At 48.8% G+C, this 18,661-nt stretch carries 15 protein-coding genes; 13 read left to right on the top strand and 2 right to left on the bottom strand.

Going from position 1 to position 18,661, the window contains the following annotated elements; all coding sequences use genetic code 11:
- Positions 1-37: 37 nt before the first annotated feature.
- The gene (locus HRE53_RS30565; RefSeq protein ID WP_235112083.1) at positions 38-679 is read right to left on the bottom strand and encodes an NB-ARC domain-containing protein; all 642 of its coding nucleotides are present in this window, start codon (positions 677-679) and stop codon (positions 38-40) included.
- Between the two features lies 1 nt (position 680).
- Complete coding sequence (locus HRE53_RS30560) at positions 681-1,025, bottom strand: hypothetical protein (RefSeq protein ID WP_235112082.1); 345 nt, start codon at positions 1,023-1,025, stop codon at positions 681-683.
- 370 nt (positions 1,026-1,395) lie between these two features.
- Between HRE53_RS30560 and HRE53_RS30555 the strand changes: the two genes are divergently transcribed.
- From HRE53_RS30555 to HRE53_RS30495, 13 genes are all read left to right on the top strand, one after another.
- Entirely contained in the window at positions 1,396-1,989 is a 594-nt protein-coding gene (locus tag HRE53_RS30555; protein WP_235112081.1) for a hypothetical protein, read from the top strand.
- 228 nt (positions 1,990-2,217) lie between these two features.
- Complete coding sequence (locus HRE53_RS30550) at positions 2,218-3,297, top strand: streptomycin biosynthesis regulator (RefSeq protein WP_235112080.1); 1,080 nt, start codon at positions 2,218-2,220, stop codon at positions 3,295-3,297.
- Between the two features lie 785 nt (positions 3,298-4,082).
- Complete coding sequence (locus HRE53_RS30545; RefSeq protein ID WP_315876827.1) at positions 4,083-7,487, top strand: hypothetical protein; 3,405 nt, start codon at positions 4,083-4,085, stop codon at positions 7,485-7,487.
- A gap of 585 nt (positions 7,488-8,072) precedes the next feature.
- Entirely contained in the window at positions 8,073-8,510 is a 438-nt protein-coding gene (locus HRE53_RS30540; protein ID WP_235112078.1) for a hypothetical protein, read from the top strand.
- An 89-nt stretch (positions 8,511-8,599) separates the two neighbouring features.
- Positions 8,600-9,838, top strand: a complete 1,239-nt coding sequence (locus tag HRE53_RS30535; protein ID WP_235112077.1) for a hypothetical protein — start codon at positions 8,600-8,602, stop codon at positions 9,836-9,838.
- Between the two features lie 52 nt (positions 9,839-9,890).
- Positions 9,891-10,070 carry a hypothetical protein gene (locus tag HRE53_RS30530; RefSeq protein WP_235112076.1) on the top strand — a complete coding sequence of 60 codons (180 nt, stop codon included), beginning with the start codon at positions 9,891-9,893 and terminating at the stop codon, positions 10,068-10,070.
- 121 nt (positions 10,071-10,191) lie between these two features.
- On the top strand, positions 10,192-11,577 hold the full coding sequence (locus tag HRE53_RS30525) for a sigma-70 family RNA polymerase sigma factor (protein WP_235112075.1): 1,386 nt from the start codon (positions 10,192-10,194) through the stop codon (positions 11,575-11,577).
- 54 nt (positions 11,578-11,631) lie between these two features.
- The gene (locus HRE53_RS30520) at positions 11,632-12,447 is read left to right on the top strand and encodes a hypothetical protein (protein ID WP_235112074.1); all 816 of its coding nucleotides are present in this window, start codon (positions 11,632-11,634) and stop codon (positions 12,445-12,447) included.
- Between the two features lie 45 nt (positions 12,448-12,492).
- Entirely contained in the window at positions 12,493-13,053 is a 561-nt protein-coding gene (locus HRE53_RS30515) for a hypothetical protein (protein WP_235112073.1), read from the top strand.
- A gap of 10 nt (positions 13,054-13,063) precedes the next feature.
- A complete protein-coding gene (locus HRE53_RS30510) occupies positions 13,064-14,809 on the top strand; it encodes a hypothetical protein (protein ID WP_235112071.1) in 1,746 nt (581 codons plus the stop codon).
- A 1,382-nt stretch (positions 14,810-16,191) separates the two neighbouring features.
- The gene (locus HRE53_RS30505; RefSeq protein ID WP_235112070.1) at positions 16,192-16,368 is read left to right on the top strand and encodes a hypothetical protein; all 177 of its coding nucleotides are present in this window, start codon (positions 16,192-16,194) and stop codon (positions 16,366-16,368) included.
- Positions 16,313-17,329 carry a hypothetical protein gene (locus tag HRE53_RS30500; RefSeq protein WP_235112069.1) on the top strand — a complete coding sequence of 339 codons (1,017 nt, stop codon included), beginning with the start codon at positions 16,313-16,315 and terminating at the stop codon, positions 17,327-17,329. The genes HRE53_RS30505 and HRE53_RS30500 overlap by 56 nt, the downstream gene beginning before the upstream one ends.
- The gene (locus tag HRE53_RS30495; protein ID WP_235112068.1) at positions 17,268-18,653 is read left to right on the top strand and encodes a hypothetical protein; all 1,386 of its coding nucleotides are present in this window, start codon (positions 17,268-17,270) and stop codon (positions 18,651-18,653) included. The genes HRE53_RS30500 and HRE53_RS30495 overlap by 62 nt, the downstream gene beginning before the upstream one ends.
- Positions 18,654-18,661: the final 8 nt, after the last annotated feature.

Below are 18,661 nucleotides of genomic sequence, written 5' to 3'. Positions count from 1 at the left end.
TTTTACTGCTTCATTACTTTCAGATAGAATTGTATTCCTACCTACTATTTTTTGTTAATAACTCTATTGACTCAGACATATTGAATGGTTCCAGTACTAGCTCTTGAAACCCTTGAAGCGGAGCAATATCCTTGTCACGAGCAGTGACGATTACTGAACATTGTCCAAGTGTTGGTAGTAGATAAGTAAGGAACTCCGAATCATTAGCATTGTCAAGTATCAACAGAGAACGCTTCTGAGACAAGATTGTACGAACTAACTCTGCTTTATCCAAAATATTCTTTGCTGAACTGAGATCACAATCATAAGCTCTAGCAAAACTCTCTAAAAGTGCTGCAGGTTCTTGAATACGGAGATCAGCAAACAGAACACCATCAGGAAATGATTTTCGATATTGATGGGCAAAATGCTTAGCAAGAGTGCTTTTACCAACTCCTCCCATACCATAGATACCAACAATTTCTATTCCAGCTTTATCAATAACTAAGAATTTTTCAAGACTTTTAAGCTCTGCTTCACGACCAACAAAGGTTTGTATATCAAGAAGAACTTGAAAAGGAACCTGATTATTAAATTGCGACTTATATGTTGTATTAGATAATATTAAATTTTTCTTATTCTCCCATTTGCGATCGAATGCTGCTAAATTTCCTACTTGGTCTTCGACAGCAAACCACAAGTCAAGACGAAAAAATCCAGTACTTAGAACCTTGGCGTTTCTGACGGATATCAGAAAACACCTCAAGTGTAAGTCTCAAATGCTCTAAAGCTTCCTGTAAACTCCATTGGCTAAGCAAATCAGGATTACTCTCACCGTGGAATTCATTAAAGTAGCTTACTAATGCTACCAATTGCTTGAGAGTGGCCTTTATCGTCAACTGCTTTTGACCACTCTTGACTATCTGGATATCTCTTAAACAGTAGCTTTGAATATAATCCTGCACGTCCCTATTAGCAAAACCAAGCAGGACAGTCAGAACTCGCTTAGTACGTATCCGTGGTACTTCTCCTAAAGATAATTTCATTTGATATTGACCGGAACATCATATAAGGAAATAATCTATAAAAACTTCAGGGGAACCCCGAAGTTTAAAGACTACTAGAAGTTATACCTTTTGTTCTACAAGGCTTAAGGTATTTTAATTTTTTATGACATCAGGGTAGTTATCTAGGCTTATTCTGTAATCAACTTTCTAATGCATCGCTATTCAATTACTTTTTTGCTGATACCCCTACTAGTGGTAAATATCCATGTCGAACTCCCTACTAACTCCATTCCCAGATACATAGTTTTGAATCATTTAACTCAATTAGGAGCAAACATCACGCCCTTACTTTTAATGAAAACAGGAGCTTATGGAAAAAATGATATTTTATTTTGCTGGAGTCTAAATAATGTACAAAAAAGTAACTAAAAGTTCTGTGATTTATCTTGATTTATCTAAAATTACCCTTGATGGTAGAGTTCACTCCCGACAGCGACTCAACATTAAAGTAATTGCTGAATATGCAAAAGCAATGAAGAAAGGGGTCATGTTTCCACCCGTGATTGTCTTTTTTGATGGCTCCAGACATTTGTTGGCTGACGGATTCCATCGTTTTAAGGCAAAAGAGTCTATTGGTGAAAGTAAATTACTTACAGCAGTACGATGTGGCTCTCGTCGTGATGCAATACTTTTTGCAGCAGGGGCAAACTCAACACATGGTTTTCAGCGTACCAATGCAGATAAACATAGAGTTGTCGAATGGTTACTGAATGATAATGAATGGTCTAGATGGTCTGACAATGAGATTGCTAGGAAGGTTGGCGTCAGTCAGCCATTTGTCGGTAAACTGCGAAAAACACTTCTCTCTTATAACGGTTTTAAGAGAAAAGGGTCTACGAATAAATCTCTACATTCTACTCAACGCTTAATTCGGCGAAATGGTAAGGTTCAAACTATGAACGTATCAAATATTGGTTGTAAATCCACTGCCACAAAAGATTGATCTTGAACCGAGAAACAATCAATTTAATCCACTGAGCATATACAAGATCAAGCTAGGACAGAACCTGAGAGCTTGTAGAACAGATATCTTCGTTGAACTGAGAAGGTGAAATCGAGCAATCTACACTTAACTTAAATTGACAAAAGACTCGTAATTTCTCGAAAAGCTTGTTGCCTAAAGGCTTACATGGTTTTATAGCGGTATTATGTCGTCTATCACAAACTCTAGATGCCGCTAAAAGTAAAAACAAGCGAATCTTCTATTCAATCCATTGCAATTTCTAAGATTCGCATGGATGGCGGTACACAACCTCGTGCGCAATTATTTTCAGAAGTAGTAGACGAATATTATGAGAATATGCAGCAAGGGGCAACCTTTCCTCCAGTGATAATTTACTTCGATGGGGAAGAGTATTGGTTAGCTGATGGCTTTCATAGAGTTAGGGCTAAAGAAGCTACTGGGGCCAAAGAAATTACTGCCGAAGTTTTTCTTGGAACACAACGTGACGCCGTCCTGTATGCTGTCGGAGCTAATGCAGCACATGGGTTAAGACGTACTAATGCAGACAAACGTAGAGCAGTAGAAAGGTTATTACGTGATCATGAGTGGAAAAGGTGGAGTGATAACGAAATTGCAAGGCAAGCTTTCGTCAGCCAACCTTTCGTCAGTAAATTAAGAGCTGAAATATATAGCAATTCATCAGATTCAGATTTTGCGATACGTACTGTAAACAGAAGTGGAAAAACATTCCCTGTTAACACTACAAATATCGGTCAAAGCTCCACTAGCAATGAACCCCCCAGCAAAGTCCCCAAACGGCAACGAACTAGAAAACAAGTTAATGCACATACTAAAGAACCTCGTATCACTGAATCCAAGAAAGTTGTAACAGGAGACATATGGAAGCTAGGCAAATTTCACTATTTATTTTGTGGAGATCCTGAGTCCTCAGAATTTCAGAAACTTTTACCTTCTGAGATTGCACTCCTGCTGTTTTTTCCACGTAAAACAAAGCCTTGGCTACAAGAGAAGCCAGAAAACGTACTCAATACATTATCATTTTACACTTCCTATGGAGAAGATATAGATCTAAGAAATCTTAGACTAATTATTGAAAATTGCCTGTCAACCACTACAGAAGCTAATGATTCTGTCATTGTTTTTAACCTCCCAGATCCTTCATTGTTTATATTGATGGAGAGTCTATATTGCCTCTGCTACTGTGCTGAACCAGATCCTCAGCGTTGTACTGACGCTCTTACTGCTTGGGCAGCAATCAACCAGACAGTGAAAAGATTATCCAACTAACCGAAAGTTATATGTCCTGAAAAACCTCCGAAAACAATATAGTTGTCTCTGGATACTCTGTCGATCACCCATTGAGAATTTGTTGTATGATCGCGGTAAGCATTTTTCTACTACAAGGAAATCTTTTTCAGCCAGCCTCTACTTTGGCTCCTAGCCACAAGACTGGCGTTATCAGAAATCATCTAAGCTTTGATTAGCTTTCTCTATAATCAGCAGTAGTAACACCTATTACAGTCCCCAAATCTGTCTTGAGACCCAACTCAAGAAATATAACTTTACACATCCCTACTAGGTATGGGTTGTGTATCTCCTTAATTAAATAGGCTGAACCCTTGATCGATCACGGGTTTCAGTGTATTTAAAGTCTAATGCGTAACCATTGAGGAGGTAATTTATGGCCCAATAAGTGACAAAACCCCAACTTCTACAAGTAGGGGTTGAAAGTCACATTTTAACTTGGGATACAGCGGGAACCGAAAAGCTTGTTTGGTCGCGGGCAATTGGGTACCTGGCTTTGCTGTGCCTTGATTTTAATCCTATGTTGCTTGAATTGGCAACCGTGTTGTGAAAGTCAAGCCACGGCTCCCTTCCGCTACATATATAAACTTCAGGGAGTTCGTCAATGAACTATCTTTCCAGCACCCAGCTTTGTGCATGGGAGCTAGCCCATGTCTAGCTTTCACAGCTCTGCGAGTAAAATTCTCGCAACCAACCGTTCCAACCCCTGCGACCTCTGCGGGGATACCAAAGGCAAGTGCAGAAGGGCCGACAACCTCAACCTCTGCATGACGCTCTCAGGCCAGATTGCTGGCTATCGCTATCTGGGACAGTCCAAAGATGGCCTCTGGGGTAAGTATGTCCTCGATGACGGGCAAGATCTCAGCCAGGAAGACCGGGAACGCCGATGGCAAGAGCAACGCATACTCAGAGAGCAACGTGCCCAAGCTGAAGCCCAACGTCACGCCCAATCCCTGCCCGCACCAGAAAGAGATCGACTCTACCGCCAACTCCTAGGTCAACTCACCCTGCACCCTGCGGATCGGGCTGACTTGCAACGTCGAGGGTTCACCAATGAGCAAATCGAAGACTGGGGTGTGAAGTCGGTCGAGCAGTGGCAACCGTTCTCTGGTGAAATGCCTCATACCTTGCCAGGGGTAAACCTGGATGGGAAGTCACTCAACACTCCAAGGTCAGGGTATCTCTGCCCCATCGTGGATGCAGACGGTCAGATCGTCGGCTTTCAAGTTAGATCCCGCAGCTCTGAAGGGGGTCGCTATTACTGGCTCACAGGCAAAACCCGAAAACGCCCGAATGGTCCCACACCCCACCTGCCTACTGGCGAATTACCCCTAGCCATCCATCAACCAGAGCAAATCACCAGAGATGCAATTGCACTCGTTGAAGGGACAGGGGCTAAACCTCATCTCCTTGCTCAGCAGTTAGGCCAAGTCACAATAGGCGCAGCAGGGGGATTGTTCGCGGCATCTGCTGAAACCCTGAAAGCAACGCTAGCTCAGCTTGGCGCAACAACCATTGAGTTCTACCCCGATGCTGGTGCCATTCAGAACAAATCCGTGTTGCGGCAGTATCGGGCAACTTGGGCACTGCTGAAGGACTGGGGCTACACTGTCACCGTTGCCTGGTGGAAGCAGACGGATAAGCGTATCCACGCCGACATCGATGAGCTAGACGACTTTAGCCAGATTCAGTATCTATCCACAGATGGGTTCAATAGGATAGCAGCTCAGTGTAACCAACTCTTACACAAGCTCCAAAACGTTCTCACAACGTTTACCCGTCCTTCATCGCCCGCTCAAGGGTTTGCGACTCCCCATGAACAACAAACCCAAACCTCTAACCCTCGCAGAACGAAGCGAACTGCAACAGATGACCAATGTGCTTCACATTTCCCTGCAACAAGCCGTCGAGCTAGACGATCCCATCCCCGCACTGCACGACTCCTTGCAACTCATCGTAGACATGGGTATCTTTCAAGACTTCGATTGGAAAACTATCGAAGACGCATTAGAAGACGTTCTGCACAATCCAAAAGCCCTGGACACAGCAGCTTACAAAGCAGCCCTGGAAATCACGGGACTCTCAATACAACAACGCCTCTAGTCCACGAGTACGAACCAGGCCAACGACTCCAGACTTGGCAATCCCTCATCTCATCGGGTTTTCCCTATATCCTCGACCAGTCCCAACCGGGTACTGGCAAAAGCTATGACTCTGGGAACGTTGCCCCAATTAACTTTGGAGTCGAGCAGGTCATTTATCTCTCAGATCAACACCGGAATCCCACCGTATCAACCTTAGAACGGGGCAACGGCTGGTGTGACCTGGAAGCAAGGCATGGAGGGCTAAGTCGGGTCAAGAATCGGCTTCAGCGTTCTGCCAAGGGAGAAGCCTACGCCGTACCCGCTAACTGTAGTCGGATCGGAGTTCTCAATGCTCTGCGAGATAAGAATATCCCTGGTGCGGATACTGCCAATCTCATCTGTGGAACTTGCGTGGCAAGAGAAGCTTGCATCAATGCGGAAGGTCCAGGGTATGGGTATTTGAACCAGCGGCGTAATGTCCTGGGTTCACCCCTACTAAGGGCACATCCTGACTCACTGCCTGACCCAGAGGATTACCCCCTGGAAAACTCGATGTTGATCTGGGATGAACCAGGGCAGAACTTTCAGGTTAAGCAGTCTGTAGTTGTCACCTTCAACGACTTGCAGCAAACAATCTCAACCCTCATTCTTTATCCTGAAGTGTTCGCCTTAGTGCAACCTTTACTAGTGGCACTGCTACCCCTATTAGATGGGTCCGAAAACCTGGGCAAGTATGGCCTGAAGCATCTGGAGGTGAAAAGGAAACTCCCCGATATGACAGGGGTAAAGCTTGGTGAAATTGCTCTGCTACTATCCCCTAACCTAGGCTTTCTCAACACCACATCAGACTATGGGGTGGACCTTGCGGATTTGCCCAAGCAACTCAGAAAGGCATTCTCTGAACGAGACTCCGAGATGGCAGAGCAGGCTAGGAATGGGATCGTTAAGCAATGGCTGGTTCCCCTAATCCGCATACTGCAAGGTGGAGCAGGATGTGTCCAGGTTAGTCACTATGGCCTTGTTCTGAACACCCCAACCCCTCGACATCGAGCCTTAGCTCAAGCTGCCCAAGCCAATGTGTTCCTGGATGCCACCTTATCCCGTGAAGACCTGGCCTTAAAGCTGGGTTGCTCTCCTGACGAAATTCTAGTCGTGCAGCAAGCCGTCCCAGATACCGGAAACCTGGAAGTAATTCAGGTGAAGGACATGGGGCGAGTGGGCATGAGTCGGGGTGGCGATCAGACTAAGCGCATCGGTGCCTTAGCTCAGCATTACCAAGACTTGGATGCAGTGAATACCCGAACAATTGACTTCAAGAAGTTTGAGAAGGATGGGGCCTGGTGGCGGGATAGCCGAGGGGTTAATGATTTTCTTACAGTCCAGACCCTAGTCCTCGTGGGCACTCCCTGCCGCAATCTCAATGACCTCGCTGCTGAGTTTGCAATCGTCTGTGGATATTACCCAGAAGACGATGATCCAGAGTTCACCGCATTTATAGACCGTTCTATCCTCGCAGAGATTCACCAAGCCATTGGGCGACTCAGGGCACATCGGCGTTCTGGGGAATCTCTACAAGTGGTGCTGATTTCCAACATTGAAATGGATACCCCTATTCAGATAGTCCAAGCCAAGGATCTAACGATTGAAGCCGCAAAGAAAACTGAGCGAGTGCAAATCGCTATCAAATCCGCGATTCTCCAGTTGCAGGCTAAAGGCGAGAAAATCACCCAGCAGATCGTTGCGGGCATGACCCAAATCCCAAGAGGTACAATTGCGCGATACTGGCGTTTGTTCACTTCGCTATTAGAAAGTTTAAATAGCAAAATGAACAATTTAAGTAATGGGCTAAATCCAGACCAAGAAACCCATCAAGCGATTGCTGGTGTATTAGATAAGTTGGCGGATCTGCCCATCAATGAGTTGCTGCCGAGCCTGAACGAAGTGTTCTTTGACTGGCTCAAACCCAAGGAATGGGGGTCTGTCTGGAGTGAAATCAGCGCATCAGGTCAGATGGCGATTCTAGAAGGGTTAGCAATGACGCTGCCCGTGAAGATGTTGGAGGGAGCGGTGCCAGAGCTGGTGGCGTGAGGGTAGTGCTTGGTATCACTTGATACCAAATATTGGTAGATACTGGAGCTTCAATATTATTTTAAAAATTCGATAATCAGTCATGCATTTTTATGACTTAAAACAATAGCAATTCGCTTTTGTTTCACAGTTGATATAGTTGCCTATCCAGGCTAGAGAGTACAGTTTCTGGATAGAGTATTTAGATGCCAGAGACTCCTAAAGTCTAACTATAGAAGTACTTCTGTGGTTTATCCTTTGTTAGTTAACTTGTTCGGAGTTGAGAACTATTGCTATTTGTAACGTTCAGCTTTGACTTCGCTCATTAGTTAGGGTTACAGTACAGCCAAGTGATTGAAGCGAATGTTTTCGCACCCAAGTTTACTCTTTTTGTATTTCTGCCACTGCCTACAAGAAACAGCAAAGGTCTAGCCTTTGCCTAGTCTATTTTTAAAAGCCAATTCTAACGGGAATCCTTGACAGGAGTTCTGCTCTTTTCTGTAATGCACAGAAATATTCTCTAGTTAAATTTGCAAACCACGGCCTGCACTAAGTACCACCAAAGACAAGCCGTGATCCTCGACTCCTAGAACAGGAGCATCTTCTATGTTAGCCACTAATAAAAAATCAGGGAAATCCCCTGGAAACGACAGCGACCTTCAAAGCTCTGATCAGTCTGATCCACAGGTGATTCAGGAGTATCGAGAAATTTATCTCCAGATTGCTTGGAAGGTTCAAGACTTGTTATCGATGCCCGTTATCTATACCTATGACAAGCTTTATAGGCTCGGTAGCGATCACCCGAAGTTAAGCGAACGAATTGATGCTTTGGTGAGCTATGAGCTGCGGCTGTGTGGGTACTCCAAAGACGATCAGATCAACATTCTGCTTTACGGTCCCTACATTCAAGCGCAGATGCTGGACCACTGTATGTCTGAGAGCGGTGCTAGGGGCTACATTCGTCAGCGATTAGCCATTGCCCCGTCAGCTCCCTCACCTCTGAAGTTAGTCCAAACTGAATCAACTCCCACAACTGCCGCATAGTTCGATTTGTTAACTGGGGGCATCTGGCCTCTGAAAATTCAGCATCAATTCAATATCAAAGCCGCATTCACGCCACAAGGAGACTGAGAATGCAGACTGCAATACAAAAAATTGGAGACACCCATCTCCTCATTACTCCAGACGGTAAGCCCTTGCCTCACAAAGATAGTGGTAGTCCCGTTCTCCACATCCTGCCAGAACTATTTAACCCTTACCGAGAGATAGGCTTGAGCCATATTACTCTCGTCACAGCCACCTTAGCCCCCCATGATTCGACTAGTCCTGTATCTGTATCTGTACTGCCAAAAGACGTAGTTATCAGACAACCGTACCCAAGTGCAAGCTACTGTGTTGCAGGCACATCAGCTCGAAAGATGGGCTGGGAGGTGCCCATTGATTTAGATGCACCTCCCAGATGGCTTGATCTGAAGTGGGAGGTACAACTCCCTTCGGATTCAGGGCAAGAAACTCTGGCTATCCACCATCGGTTTGTTTTGGAGTTCAACCTTACCCAGCAGGGGCGGGTGTTCTCGATGGATCAGACCAGTACGTTTTACGATCAGAATGCTCGTTCAATTAGCTTTATTAAAAGAGAGGATGCCACCCCTGAATTTACGAAAGGGGACGAGTCTTTTATTGCCTATCGACAAAGCCATATACATGGTTTGTCTTTTCACCAAACTTTAAACCTGAATTCCTGTGCTTGGTCAGACCTAATTTGCACTGGGATTGAGGACTTGGTTCTAGAGCGAGATATTGAACCTGCCACCCAGTTCACTACCTACAAAGAAGCCCACCATAATAATGCCTGCTGCGAGATCTTGGCGGCAGATTTATACAACGCCATTAGACTAGCCCGAGAGGTCATCGTTCCTGAAGAGGCCACCTACTTTAACGATTCCGAACAGCATCCAGCCATCAAATTTATCTGCCAATGGTGGAACGACCTTGCCCCAGACCCTGCGACTCGGATAGCTGCCCAGATCCAAATCGATGTTCGGATTGCGGACGACAATCTGTATTGGAGCGGTATGAGCGAAAAAACCCCTTGGCCCATTGATGGAGAATGGCGGGCGAAATCCAGAAATGCCTGTGCCCGTTGGGATGAATATGTCTTGATAGAGTTCGCCCAGTCAAAAACCGCCAACTTCTATAATGCTCACTCATTCCAGGTATTCAACGTAGTAGGCCAAGACTTTTGGAGTGGTGATGGCGTTCCCTGTGAAGAAGCCAAAACCTGGGACTTCGCTCGGGAAGGATTAGAAGCTCTGAGGTCATTCCCTGAGCGCTTTCCCGTTGCCTGGGAAAAGCTGAAAGCTGCACTTTAAGAATCCAACTGCATAAAGTCCACTCTCTTCAGCCTTGCACGGAGGATGAGCCATGACTGATAAGAACTCTTCAGGAAATATTTTTAAGCTGAACCAAATTCCAAGCCACACCCAGATATTGGACAAAACGGGTGGTGGCAAATCAGTTCTTGTAGCCTCAAAACTGCTCGATGACCTATTCAAAACGCCCAGCCACCTCAAGATTAACTTCCGACCCAAACCCTCTCACTAAATCCAGTCACCTTCTTGTAGGAGGTCTGACCGATGACCGTAAGCCTGCCAGCACAATCTACTCAGCTCAATCTTTGCCAGCTTGCATTGCCCTTTAGTTTTCTCAGGGGGGATCAGTAGTCATGGCAGATCCACGACTGTTTTCCTATGAAGGTTTGCGGGTATCTTCGTCTGTTCGTCGGGCCATCGAAAAACATCCACAACTGGACGAAGTAACAGAGCGTAGCCTACTGTTGGCCGCGCAGTCAGGAGATATCAAGTCCCGCCAAAAGCTCATCAGTCATAACTTTGCCTATGTCTGCAAAGTGGGTGGGGTATATCGCCAAGACAAATCTCACCATCTTCTCCTCGATGATGAGGTGCTGTTCAATCAAGGAATAATTGGCCTTACGAACGCGATAGAGAGATGGTCTCCAGACGGTGGGGCCGGACTCCAAACCTTCGCTTATTGGCATGTTCGCAAGGCCATGCAGTCGGATGATTCCCTGTATTCGGACAACACCATCCGTGTCCCTCAAAGTGTGCGAGATCAACTCAAGCAGATCCATCAAGTTATCCAGCAACACGAAGGGCCACTTACTACAGAGGAGATTGCAGAACAGACCCGGCTCAAGGTCAAACGAGTGGAGACGCTGTTGCAGATTCACCAACCTTCTTCCCTGAATGTAATTGAGCAGGGTTACCAGACTAAACTGGTGGACCGGATTGCTGACCCCGACACAGAAGTGGTCAGTGATATGCAGGAGATGCTGTCGGCCATTCCCTTAGAGTTTGCCACTGCCATTCAAGAGCAGCGCTGGGGTGATTTGCTCACACTTATCCCTTCCACCCTGGCCGAAGTCATCCGTCTCCACTTTCTTGAAGGAGAAACCTTTAAGGTCATCTCCAAGCAACTCAGCATTCCCATACATAAAGTGGGGGCAGTGGTGCGGGAAGGGATTGAAGCCCTGCGAATCCAGTTCTTAAGCTGTGAAGCTGACTCCACTCCAGTAGAGCCAGAGAGTGAACCGATAGAAGAAAGCAAGCCGCTTGCATCCATCATCACCAGGGGTCTAGGGTTTGGTGCCCAGGTTGCCCGGAAAGCGAAGCGGGCTGTGAAGAAGGTCGCTGAAGTTCTGAGCAATCCCCTACAAGTCTTCACTCGGTCAACTGTCACTGAGCCAACCACCGACAACGCTACACAACCCAATAGCTCAGCAGACTCAACCTCAGTATCAACTTCAGTTACCTCCTTTGGAGCTGCCCACAACAACATCGTTGATTTTGAGCGCAGTTCCTCTAGGGGAGTCGTGTCTCTCAGTTTCTATACCCAGAAGGAATTTGATAGTGGAGGTTTAGTCATGATCAGAGATTTTTTCATCTTTTTCTTGGGTCTCCTTTTCTCTTCAGCCCTGCATGTGTCAGGTGTTGTGGATGCTTCCCGTTGGGGGCGCATCGTCGATGGAGAGGAAGTCAGCGACATTGCCGATGACGTGGGCGATGTCGTCAAGGAGAAGCTGAAAAAATAGCTGTCCCTCATCCCCGTTCTTATATCCAACTCATCCTATGTAACACCCAAACCCATGTATAAATCTTCTCTACTGACAATGGCCTTGCTGTCGATAGCATCGTCAGCCATTGCCTCCACGCAAACCGTTAACCTATCACCCAAAGCTGCCCATACCCTGGACCTCAAGAGCCAGGGCTGCACAGTGGAAAAGGCATTTTTCGGAGATCCGAGTGCGGCTCAATACTTAGAGGTCAACCTAGATCAACCCCAGCCCAGAACCCAAAAAATCACCCTGCGCTGGAAAGCCAAGCCTGATACCGATGGGGTCTTTTTACAGTTGCACCTCCAAGGCTGCTCTCAAGACTACGCTCAAATCTCTATCCGTCGTGTGGATGCCCCTCCAACGTCACCTGTGACCTACATCAATACCTCTATTGTCCAGTCACCAGTGGTGCCAACTGTCTCCACAGCCCCTCGTCCTGCCCTCACCTCCACCGTGAGTTTCCCGACTGGGCAGAAGGTTGCGACCGGAAAACCCTTGACCCTAAACCTAACGGGCACCCCACCGCGCCATCGAGGTATTCCTACCCCAACACCGAAGACCGTTCAGCGCCCCCCAGTGCGACGGTCTTCTTTCCCTAATCAACCTAAGCCCGCCCTTGCTGCTAACGGCTCCCAGTCCGAGACGAGCATCACTCCCTCAACCATATTGAGGGGGTTGAACATTGCCCGCAGCAAGGGCGAGATTGGCTATCGCTCTGACATGCACTATCGCGTCAACGGCATGATCCGGGCCATGCGTCGAGGGTCAAAGCCTAAAGCTGCGAGTCAACAAGCGGGTGTCCCAGCCAGTGTAGTGATGGCCCTGATCCGCTACAGCCAACTGTAAGTTTTTCCCAACCTATCGTTCCCTAATACTAAGGAGTCTAAAGTAATGAATTCACTGATCAGTCTCTACAAGAGAATCCCCCTGCATCCCTGGTGGTTCTCCCCCCTAGCCTTTATGGGGGTTGGACTGTACTTCAACCATCCTGGCTTTCTGGCAACGGGATTCGCCATGCTCTTGATGATGGCTTCCGTCTTCCCGTGGGTCAAATTCCGAGGTCTAGGCAAAGGCCATCAACTTCTTGCTATCCATGTCTTTTGTCTGGCCTTGGGTTACCAGCAGTACGCCTATGCCCAGCTCAAGCCCACTCAAGATATCTGTACCGCCTTCAACTTTATTCCTGGCTTTGGGGATGCGGCGATCAAGCTATTGGGGTGGCTAGATTTCGAGGGCTTTTCTGTTGCGGGCTTGATGTGTGGCATCGGGGGTCTAATTGTTGCCTCTGCTCTAGTGGGGGGTCTGTTTATGACGGGAAAAGCCACCCTCGCCTCCTCTAATCATGGCTTCAACATGTCGGAGATGAGCCAGCCGATCATCGCCATCGTCTACTTCGTGGCGACCCTCGCCATCTTCGGCACCCTGATCTTTGGCGTGTCCAAGCTGTCATAGGAGGCAATTCATGGATTTTGCACAAGTCAATCGAGAGTCAAATAAAGAAATCTTGGGGGTCAATACCGTCGCGGATGGTGCCCCCATTCCCTATTTAATCGCCTTCGTCTTCGTCCTCGTCACGGGCATCATCTTCATCTTTACGATTAGCTTGATGTTCGGCTTTATCTATATGGTCGTCGTTCCATCTGCCCTGGTGCTGATCTTTGGTCGCAACCCTGCCAAGCAACTGGAGCGGATGACCCAGCCCAAGCGGTATGCCAACCAAGACTGTAGTCTGTTCTATGACTCCGTGGGGATGCCTCAAGTCCCGACCCCTGAGCGCATGGGGCAACTTGCCTCTATCCAAGAGAACTTTCCCCTCAAGACCTACGCCCAAGTTAATATTGCAGGCCAAGAAATAGGGGTTCGCTTGTTTCACTGGGGGGAGAATAACGTCAAAGCGGAGTTTGATGTGGAGGTAGAGGGCAATGACTCGACCCTGCCAAGGGATGAGGCCCATTCCCACTTAGAGGGGACCAACACGGGTTTATGCAGCCTGGGAGTGGAATTAAAGTCCATCTGGGATGTGCGCTCTAGCTGCGAAGAACCTTTAGCCCAGATAGCTAAGCAAATCCAGGAGGCCAAGGATCCCTTGACGATTGCTCAGCTCTCCGCTGAAGCAGATCGGCTACTGGCCCTCAAAGCATCTGGGAAGCTTGCCAAATCTCGGATTATCTATCAGATCAAGTGTCGTTTAGAGCTGCATGAGTCCGAGGCTCCCCCCGAATCTCCCGCTGATGTCTTGCTGGACTATTTGGATAACTTTGTCCCTCAGTTTCTCAAGGAAGAGAAGCGCAACAGCAAAGCGACCTGGGAGCGGGCCATCAAATACGCCTATGGCCGCATGTACAAGGAGACCTTTGAAACCATCACCTCACCGAATGGGTTTGGCCTCACGGCTCGGCCCTTAACGGCTCAAGAGATGTGTGATTGGGACTATGGGGAAACCCATAATGATGGCCTAAAAGTACCTCAATGCCAAATTCTGGATCATTACGGCTTGGGTGAACTCATCGTTAATGACCCCGCCAACCATGCCCTCTATGCCCTGTTTGAGCCAAGGGAAGGACTGCCCTCCGTTCCTGTTTTCAAGGATGATTGTGCTTATCTGCCCCTCAAAAATCAGTGGGTAGGGGCGATTCGATTTGCCGACCTACGGACGATGCCCAAGGTTGATGGCTCCGTGGAGAAAGGGTTTTTGGAATTCTTCTACCGCAAGCTGTGTACGGGAAACTCCCCCGTTACGGACTTCCGCTTAGTCACCGAACTGCTGCCCGATACCCCCTTCTGGAGTCGATACCTGCTAGAGCAGACCTATCGTAACTCCGTGCGGCGGGAAGACCGGGCGGCAATGAAGAAGGATGTAGATGTTGTTGCCCGAGAGCGGAAGCGGGCCGCAGACCAGAACCTGGAATGGCTCAACCAGGGCAACCAGATCATGAATGTGGCCTTGTGTTTATTCCTCTACCGCAGTAGTGAAGAAGAACTGAAGAAAGACCTCAGAACGGTCTCTCGACGGTTCTCCTCCACTTCCTGCGAGATTATCCAGCACCGATTCAACTATGTCTACTTTGCCCAAATGGCCCTTTCCTCAGCCCCCCCTGCTGACCTTTCCCACGAGTGCCTATTCTGGCCCTCGTCATTACCTGTATCGGACCTCATCCCTCAAGGCCACCACCACCATCCCCCAGATCCAGCCTCCCAAGATGGATGATCTGGGGATCATGCTCATCGGCCAAGAGTTACCCACCCCCTACTTCTTGGATATCGTCTGGACGAACCCCAACCACACCCTGATTGCGGGAGAGACGGGAGCGGGCAAGAGCCTGTTTATGCTGAAATCTATCCAAGCCTATGTCAACGCCCAACAGTCCGGGGTTATCTTTGACTTCCCCCCACCGGATGGTCAAAGCACCTACGAGCCGCAGGTTGCCACCTGGAACCGATTGGGGGTTTCAGCCACCTACCAATCCGTGGATAAGACCATCATCAACATCATGGGGGTGCCTGATATTTCCTGGATTGATGATCTGCCCGCCCCTGGAGAACCGGGATACTACTCCCAGCAACCCACCCGTGAATCTGCTTTGACCTACATCGTTGAGAACAAGCTGCGGATCCTGCAAGCCATCACGGGACTAGACCGGGAGCATCATGCGGGCCTGGAGGTGGATCTGATGTCGAATGCCTTGAGCATGTGCTTCGCGGACTTTTACCAAGAGAATGAGGAGCGCTACGCGATTGCCTCTCTCTCCCCGTTTGGATCTGAGGATGCAGCAAAGATGCCCATCTATGAGGAATTCGTTACCTTTGCGCGGGGGTGGCTGCAAGCCTATGCCGAACGGGATCAGGTCCAGGTGCATCTGAGACAGCAATTTGATGCTCTATATCTGCTGCTTAAAGGAGTGATGTCCCGGTCCTTGGGTCGCTGCATCAACGGCCTGTCGGCCTTTGACACCAACGTGGATGTGCTGGTGTTGGCCTTAACGAACGTGGATTCAAGTCGAGACTCCTTAATCTATGGCCTGTCTGGGTTTGACCTGCTCTTACGTAAGGCCATGTCCAAGAAAAAGACCTTGCTGATGATGGACGAGGGAAGTGAACTGTTTGAGCATCCCGTGTTTGCCAAGATGTTTGGGTCTATCTGCAATGGCGGTCGTAAATGGGGCTGCAATGTGGTCTTGGGCTTTACGGGTCTAGAGCCGTTGACGGCTTCTCCTGCTGCTTCCAAAGTGATTACCAACCTTCAGAACAAGTTTGTCTCCAAGGTTAATGACTATAGCTACAAGATCCTGATTAACCATTTTGGCTTTCGGCCTGAGAACCTGGAGCGGTTTAAGAAGAGTGCCTACAACTCCAATAAGCAGCTTCAGGAGTCCTATTTCATCTGGAAGCGAGATGACCGAGAGTTGCTCGTCAAATATGCCCCGGATAACGTCACCCTGGCCGTGGGCGCGAATTCCAAGCTGGAGACGGAGGCAAGGAACCGGGTTATGGCTGAGTATACCGACCCTGTGAAGGGCCTCATCGCCTTCGGTAATCAGCTCTCAGAGGCCAATGCTAAAGGACTTGAACCCACTCATATAGGAGTTGAAGATGATGCCGCATAAAAAGCGCCTTCTCATTATCACCATACTGTCTCTGCAAAGTGCTGTGGCCCTTGCCCCCGCCTTTGCCCAGGACTCCCCTGGATACACCCCGGACATTATCAGCGTCGATGATGTCTATACCCCCCTCCCCCAGCTATACCCCGGACATTATCAGCGTCGATGATGTCTATACCACTCCCCCCGTGAATGAGGTGCCTACGGCCCAGATTCCCAAGGGGTTAGGAGGGGTTATTTACGGAGTGTTGGGGGATGACAACCCGAACACGATCAATGAAACCCAACGGAAGTTTCTCAAAGTCTTTGAGTATGGTCAGAAGGCATTGAAAGCCTACCGTTTAGGCCAAGACCTCTATCAATCCGTCAGCAAGATTATCAAAGACCCGGATGGTGTCTTAAAGCATGATCTGCTCGTCCTCCTCGATGGCTACAACAAGATTGGCAATAACGAAGTCCCCAGTGCCGACGTTGGGGGGAATGGCCCCTCTGCCAAGATTTTTGATGACCCCCAGACCCCGGATGAATCCTACATTCAGGCTAAGAATGATGTGGCTCGGAGGATGTACGTCCCAGCCCTGATGCAGCAGTTGGTCTTTGGCAAGGATGCCCGTACGCTCCGAGAGCAGCAGTCAAGCCAGCTAGAAGAATCGTTGACCAACACCATTGAAGCGTCTACCAATCTCGTCCAGCTCACGGGGGGCACGGTTGAAGCCGTTGCTCATAACGGCGACCTCGCCAAAGCGGTAGGGGAAGAATCCACCCATGCCCAAAAGCTGAAAAGCTCCCAAGCGGTATTGAAATCCCTGGCAAGGTCAGATGCCATCCAGTCTCAGCAGACCTCCTTGAACGGCGTCATTCTGGGGAATATCCAGCAATCCCAAGGGGAGCAGAACAAGGCAACGACCTCCTTGGTCGTCAGCTCTGCCTTGGCCTACCAGCAGCGGGACGTGGGGAATCACCAGCTAGCCTCCCAGAGTGTATTTCTAGAGCAAATTCGAGCGGATTTAGGACAGCAGGAAGATGAGAGACAGTTTAAGGCTTTCGCCAACCTTGAAAAACAGGCCAATGTCACCAACAACATCCTCATACCAGGACTGGTCCCGACTCAGCCGCAAACAGGTCAATAGGCTGATTACAGCACTGACACTGCTGTTAACCCCCTGCTTTTGTGCCGTGGGCATGTTGAATGCCCACGCCTCCATTTTTTACTACAGGGATGTGGATTCAAAGGGGCTGAAACTGCTGTCCAAGTCCCAAACCAATATGGCGAAGACCTCCCAGTGGTGGGATAAGACCTGGAGCACCATGTTGACGGGAGAGAATAACTCCCTCAGTAGCGATGCCCTGTTTACCTTCTTATTGCCCTTCCTGCTGGTGTTGCTGCTGCTGTTCCTCGCACGGGCAGGCTATGACTATTTCAAAGGGGACTTTATCAAAGGGTTTAACCGCTCTGTGATTCCCATCGTCATCTTGTCCCTGTTTCTCGCAGGCAATGGCTTGGCCGCAAAAGCGGTCGCTCATGGCACCAGGGGGTTAATGACCCGAGGTACGGATCTGCTGTTGGAAGCCCAAATCACGGAGGTGAATTTCAGGAAAGCCATCGGAGACCAACTGTTTAGCCTAGAGCTGCGGAACGACTTTGGCCGTAGCTCTAAGTATTGTCGCTCCCTGCCCGCTCCCACACTCAAAGCCCCTGGTGAGAACAAGATAGACCCCGCGACCCAGGATCTGGCCCTTAATACCCCTGGTGGAAGCCTAACGGCCTTGGAGGCAAGAGCCTATGACTCATTGGGATGTTTTCAAAACTTACTAGCCGATATCAAGGCTAGAAGAGCCGATATGAAACAAAAATGTCCCACCTGTACGACCGCAGATCAAGTGGCGGCTAATGCCGAGAGGAAGGTGCAAGGCCACCTGTCTACAGGTTTCCTTTTTGCCATCGGGTCAACCACTCAAGCGACGGTGGGCGTCGCCCCTGAAGTGGTTTCAGACCGTATTGATGAGGTAATCAAGGTCGATGGCCCGCTGATGGTGCAGTACTGGTTTGTGTCAGGGCAAGAGTTCATGCTGTACTTGGCAGCGTACCTTGCCCCGATCATGATCCTGTATGGCTCCCTCCCCCTGCCGGGTCGGGTGGGCATTGCCGTCACCTACTTCAGCTCCTTTATTATCATTGCCCTGATCCGCATCGTCTATGTCCTGATTGTCGGCTTAGGGGCCTCCTTCCTTTCCGCGAATCCCCCCAATGACGGGGCTGAATACTGGGCACAGTTTCTAGGGTACTTCGCTCCAGCAGTCTCTACGGCTGCGGTGACGGGAGGCGTGATTGCCGCAGTTCATGCCTGGAGTGGTCAGATTATCGCCACTATCGCTGTGGGCACCTCCCTCGCTGCAGCGGGGTTAGGCAGTGCCGTCTCCTCCTTCCAACAGCGCGACTACCGAAATCGGTAGATTCTCAC

This window comes from Acaryochloris sp. 'Moss Beach', from assembly GCF_021497025.1.
GTDB classification, from domain to species: Bacteria; Cyanobacteriota; Cyanobacteriia; order Thermosynechococcales; family Thermosynechococcaceae; genus Acaryochloris; species Acaryochloris marina_A.
The sequence above is the reverse complement of the archived record's forward strand: the minus strand, read 5'-3'. Positions and strand labels throughout refer to the sequence as shown.

What these genes read in the sequence shown, in the direction of transcription:
- HRE53_RS30560 (WP_235112082.1), bottom strand. Translation starts at nt 1,025, where the DNA reads ATGAAATTATCTTTAGGAGAAGTACCACGGATACGTACTAAGCGAGTT.
- HRE53_RS30555 (WP_235112081.1), top strand. Translation starts at nt 1,396, where the DNA reads ATGTACAAAAAAGTAACTAAAAGTTCTGTGATTTATCTTGATTTATCT.
- HRE53_RS30550 (WP_235112080.1), top strand. Translation starts at nt 2,218, where the DNA reads ATGCCGCTAAAAGTAAAAACAAGCGAATCTTCTATTCAATCCATTGCA.
- HRE53_RS30545 (WP_315876827.1), top strand. Translation starts at nt 4,083, where the DNA reads ATGACGCTCTCAGGCCAGATTGCTGGCTATCGCTATCTGGGACAGTCC.
- HRE53_RS30540 (WP_235112078.1), top strand. Translation starts at nt 8,073, where the DNA reads ATGTTAGCCACTAATAAAAAATCAGGGAAATCCCCTGGAAACGACAGC.
- HRE53_RS30535 (WP_235112077.1), top strand. Translation starts at nt 8,600, where the DNA reads ATGCAGACTGCAATACAAAAAATTGGAGACACCCATCTCCTCATTACT.
- HRE53_RS30530 (WP_235112076.1), top strand. Translation starts at nt 9,891, where the DNA reads ATGACTGATAAGAACTCTTCAGGAAATATTTTTAAGCTGAACCAAATT.
- HRE53_RS30525 (WP_235112075.1), top strand. Translation starts at nt 10,192, where the DNA reads ATGGCAGATCCACGACTGTTTTCCTATGAAGGTTTGCGGGTATCTTCG.
- HRE53_RS30520 (WP_235112074.1), top strand. Translation starts at nt 11,632, where the DNA reads ATGTATAAATCTTCTCTACTGACAATGGCCTTGCTGTCGATAGCATCG.
- HRE53_RS30515 (WP_235112073.1), top strand. Translation starts at nt 12,493, where the DNA reads ATGAATTCACTGATCAGTCTCTACAAGAGAATCCCCCTGCATCCCTGG.
- HRE53_RS30510 (WP_235112071.1), top strand. Translation starts at nt 13,064, where the DNA reads ATGGATTTTGCACAAGTCAATCGAGAGTCAAATAAAGAAATCTTGGGG.
- HRE53_RS30505 (WP_235112070.1), top strand. Translation starts at nt 16,192, where the DNA reads ATGATGCCGCATAAAAAGCGCCTTCTCATTATCACCATACTGTCTCTG.
- HRE53_RS30500 (WP_235112069.1), top strand. Translation starts at nt 16,313, where the DNA reads ATGATGTCTATACCCCCCTCCCCCAGCTATACCCCGGACATTATCAGC.
- HRE53_RS30495 (WP_235112068.1), top strand. Translation starts at nt 17,268, where the DNA reads ATGTCACCAACAACATCCTCATACCAGGACTGGTCCCGACTCAGCCGC.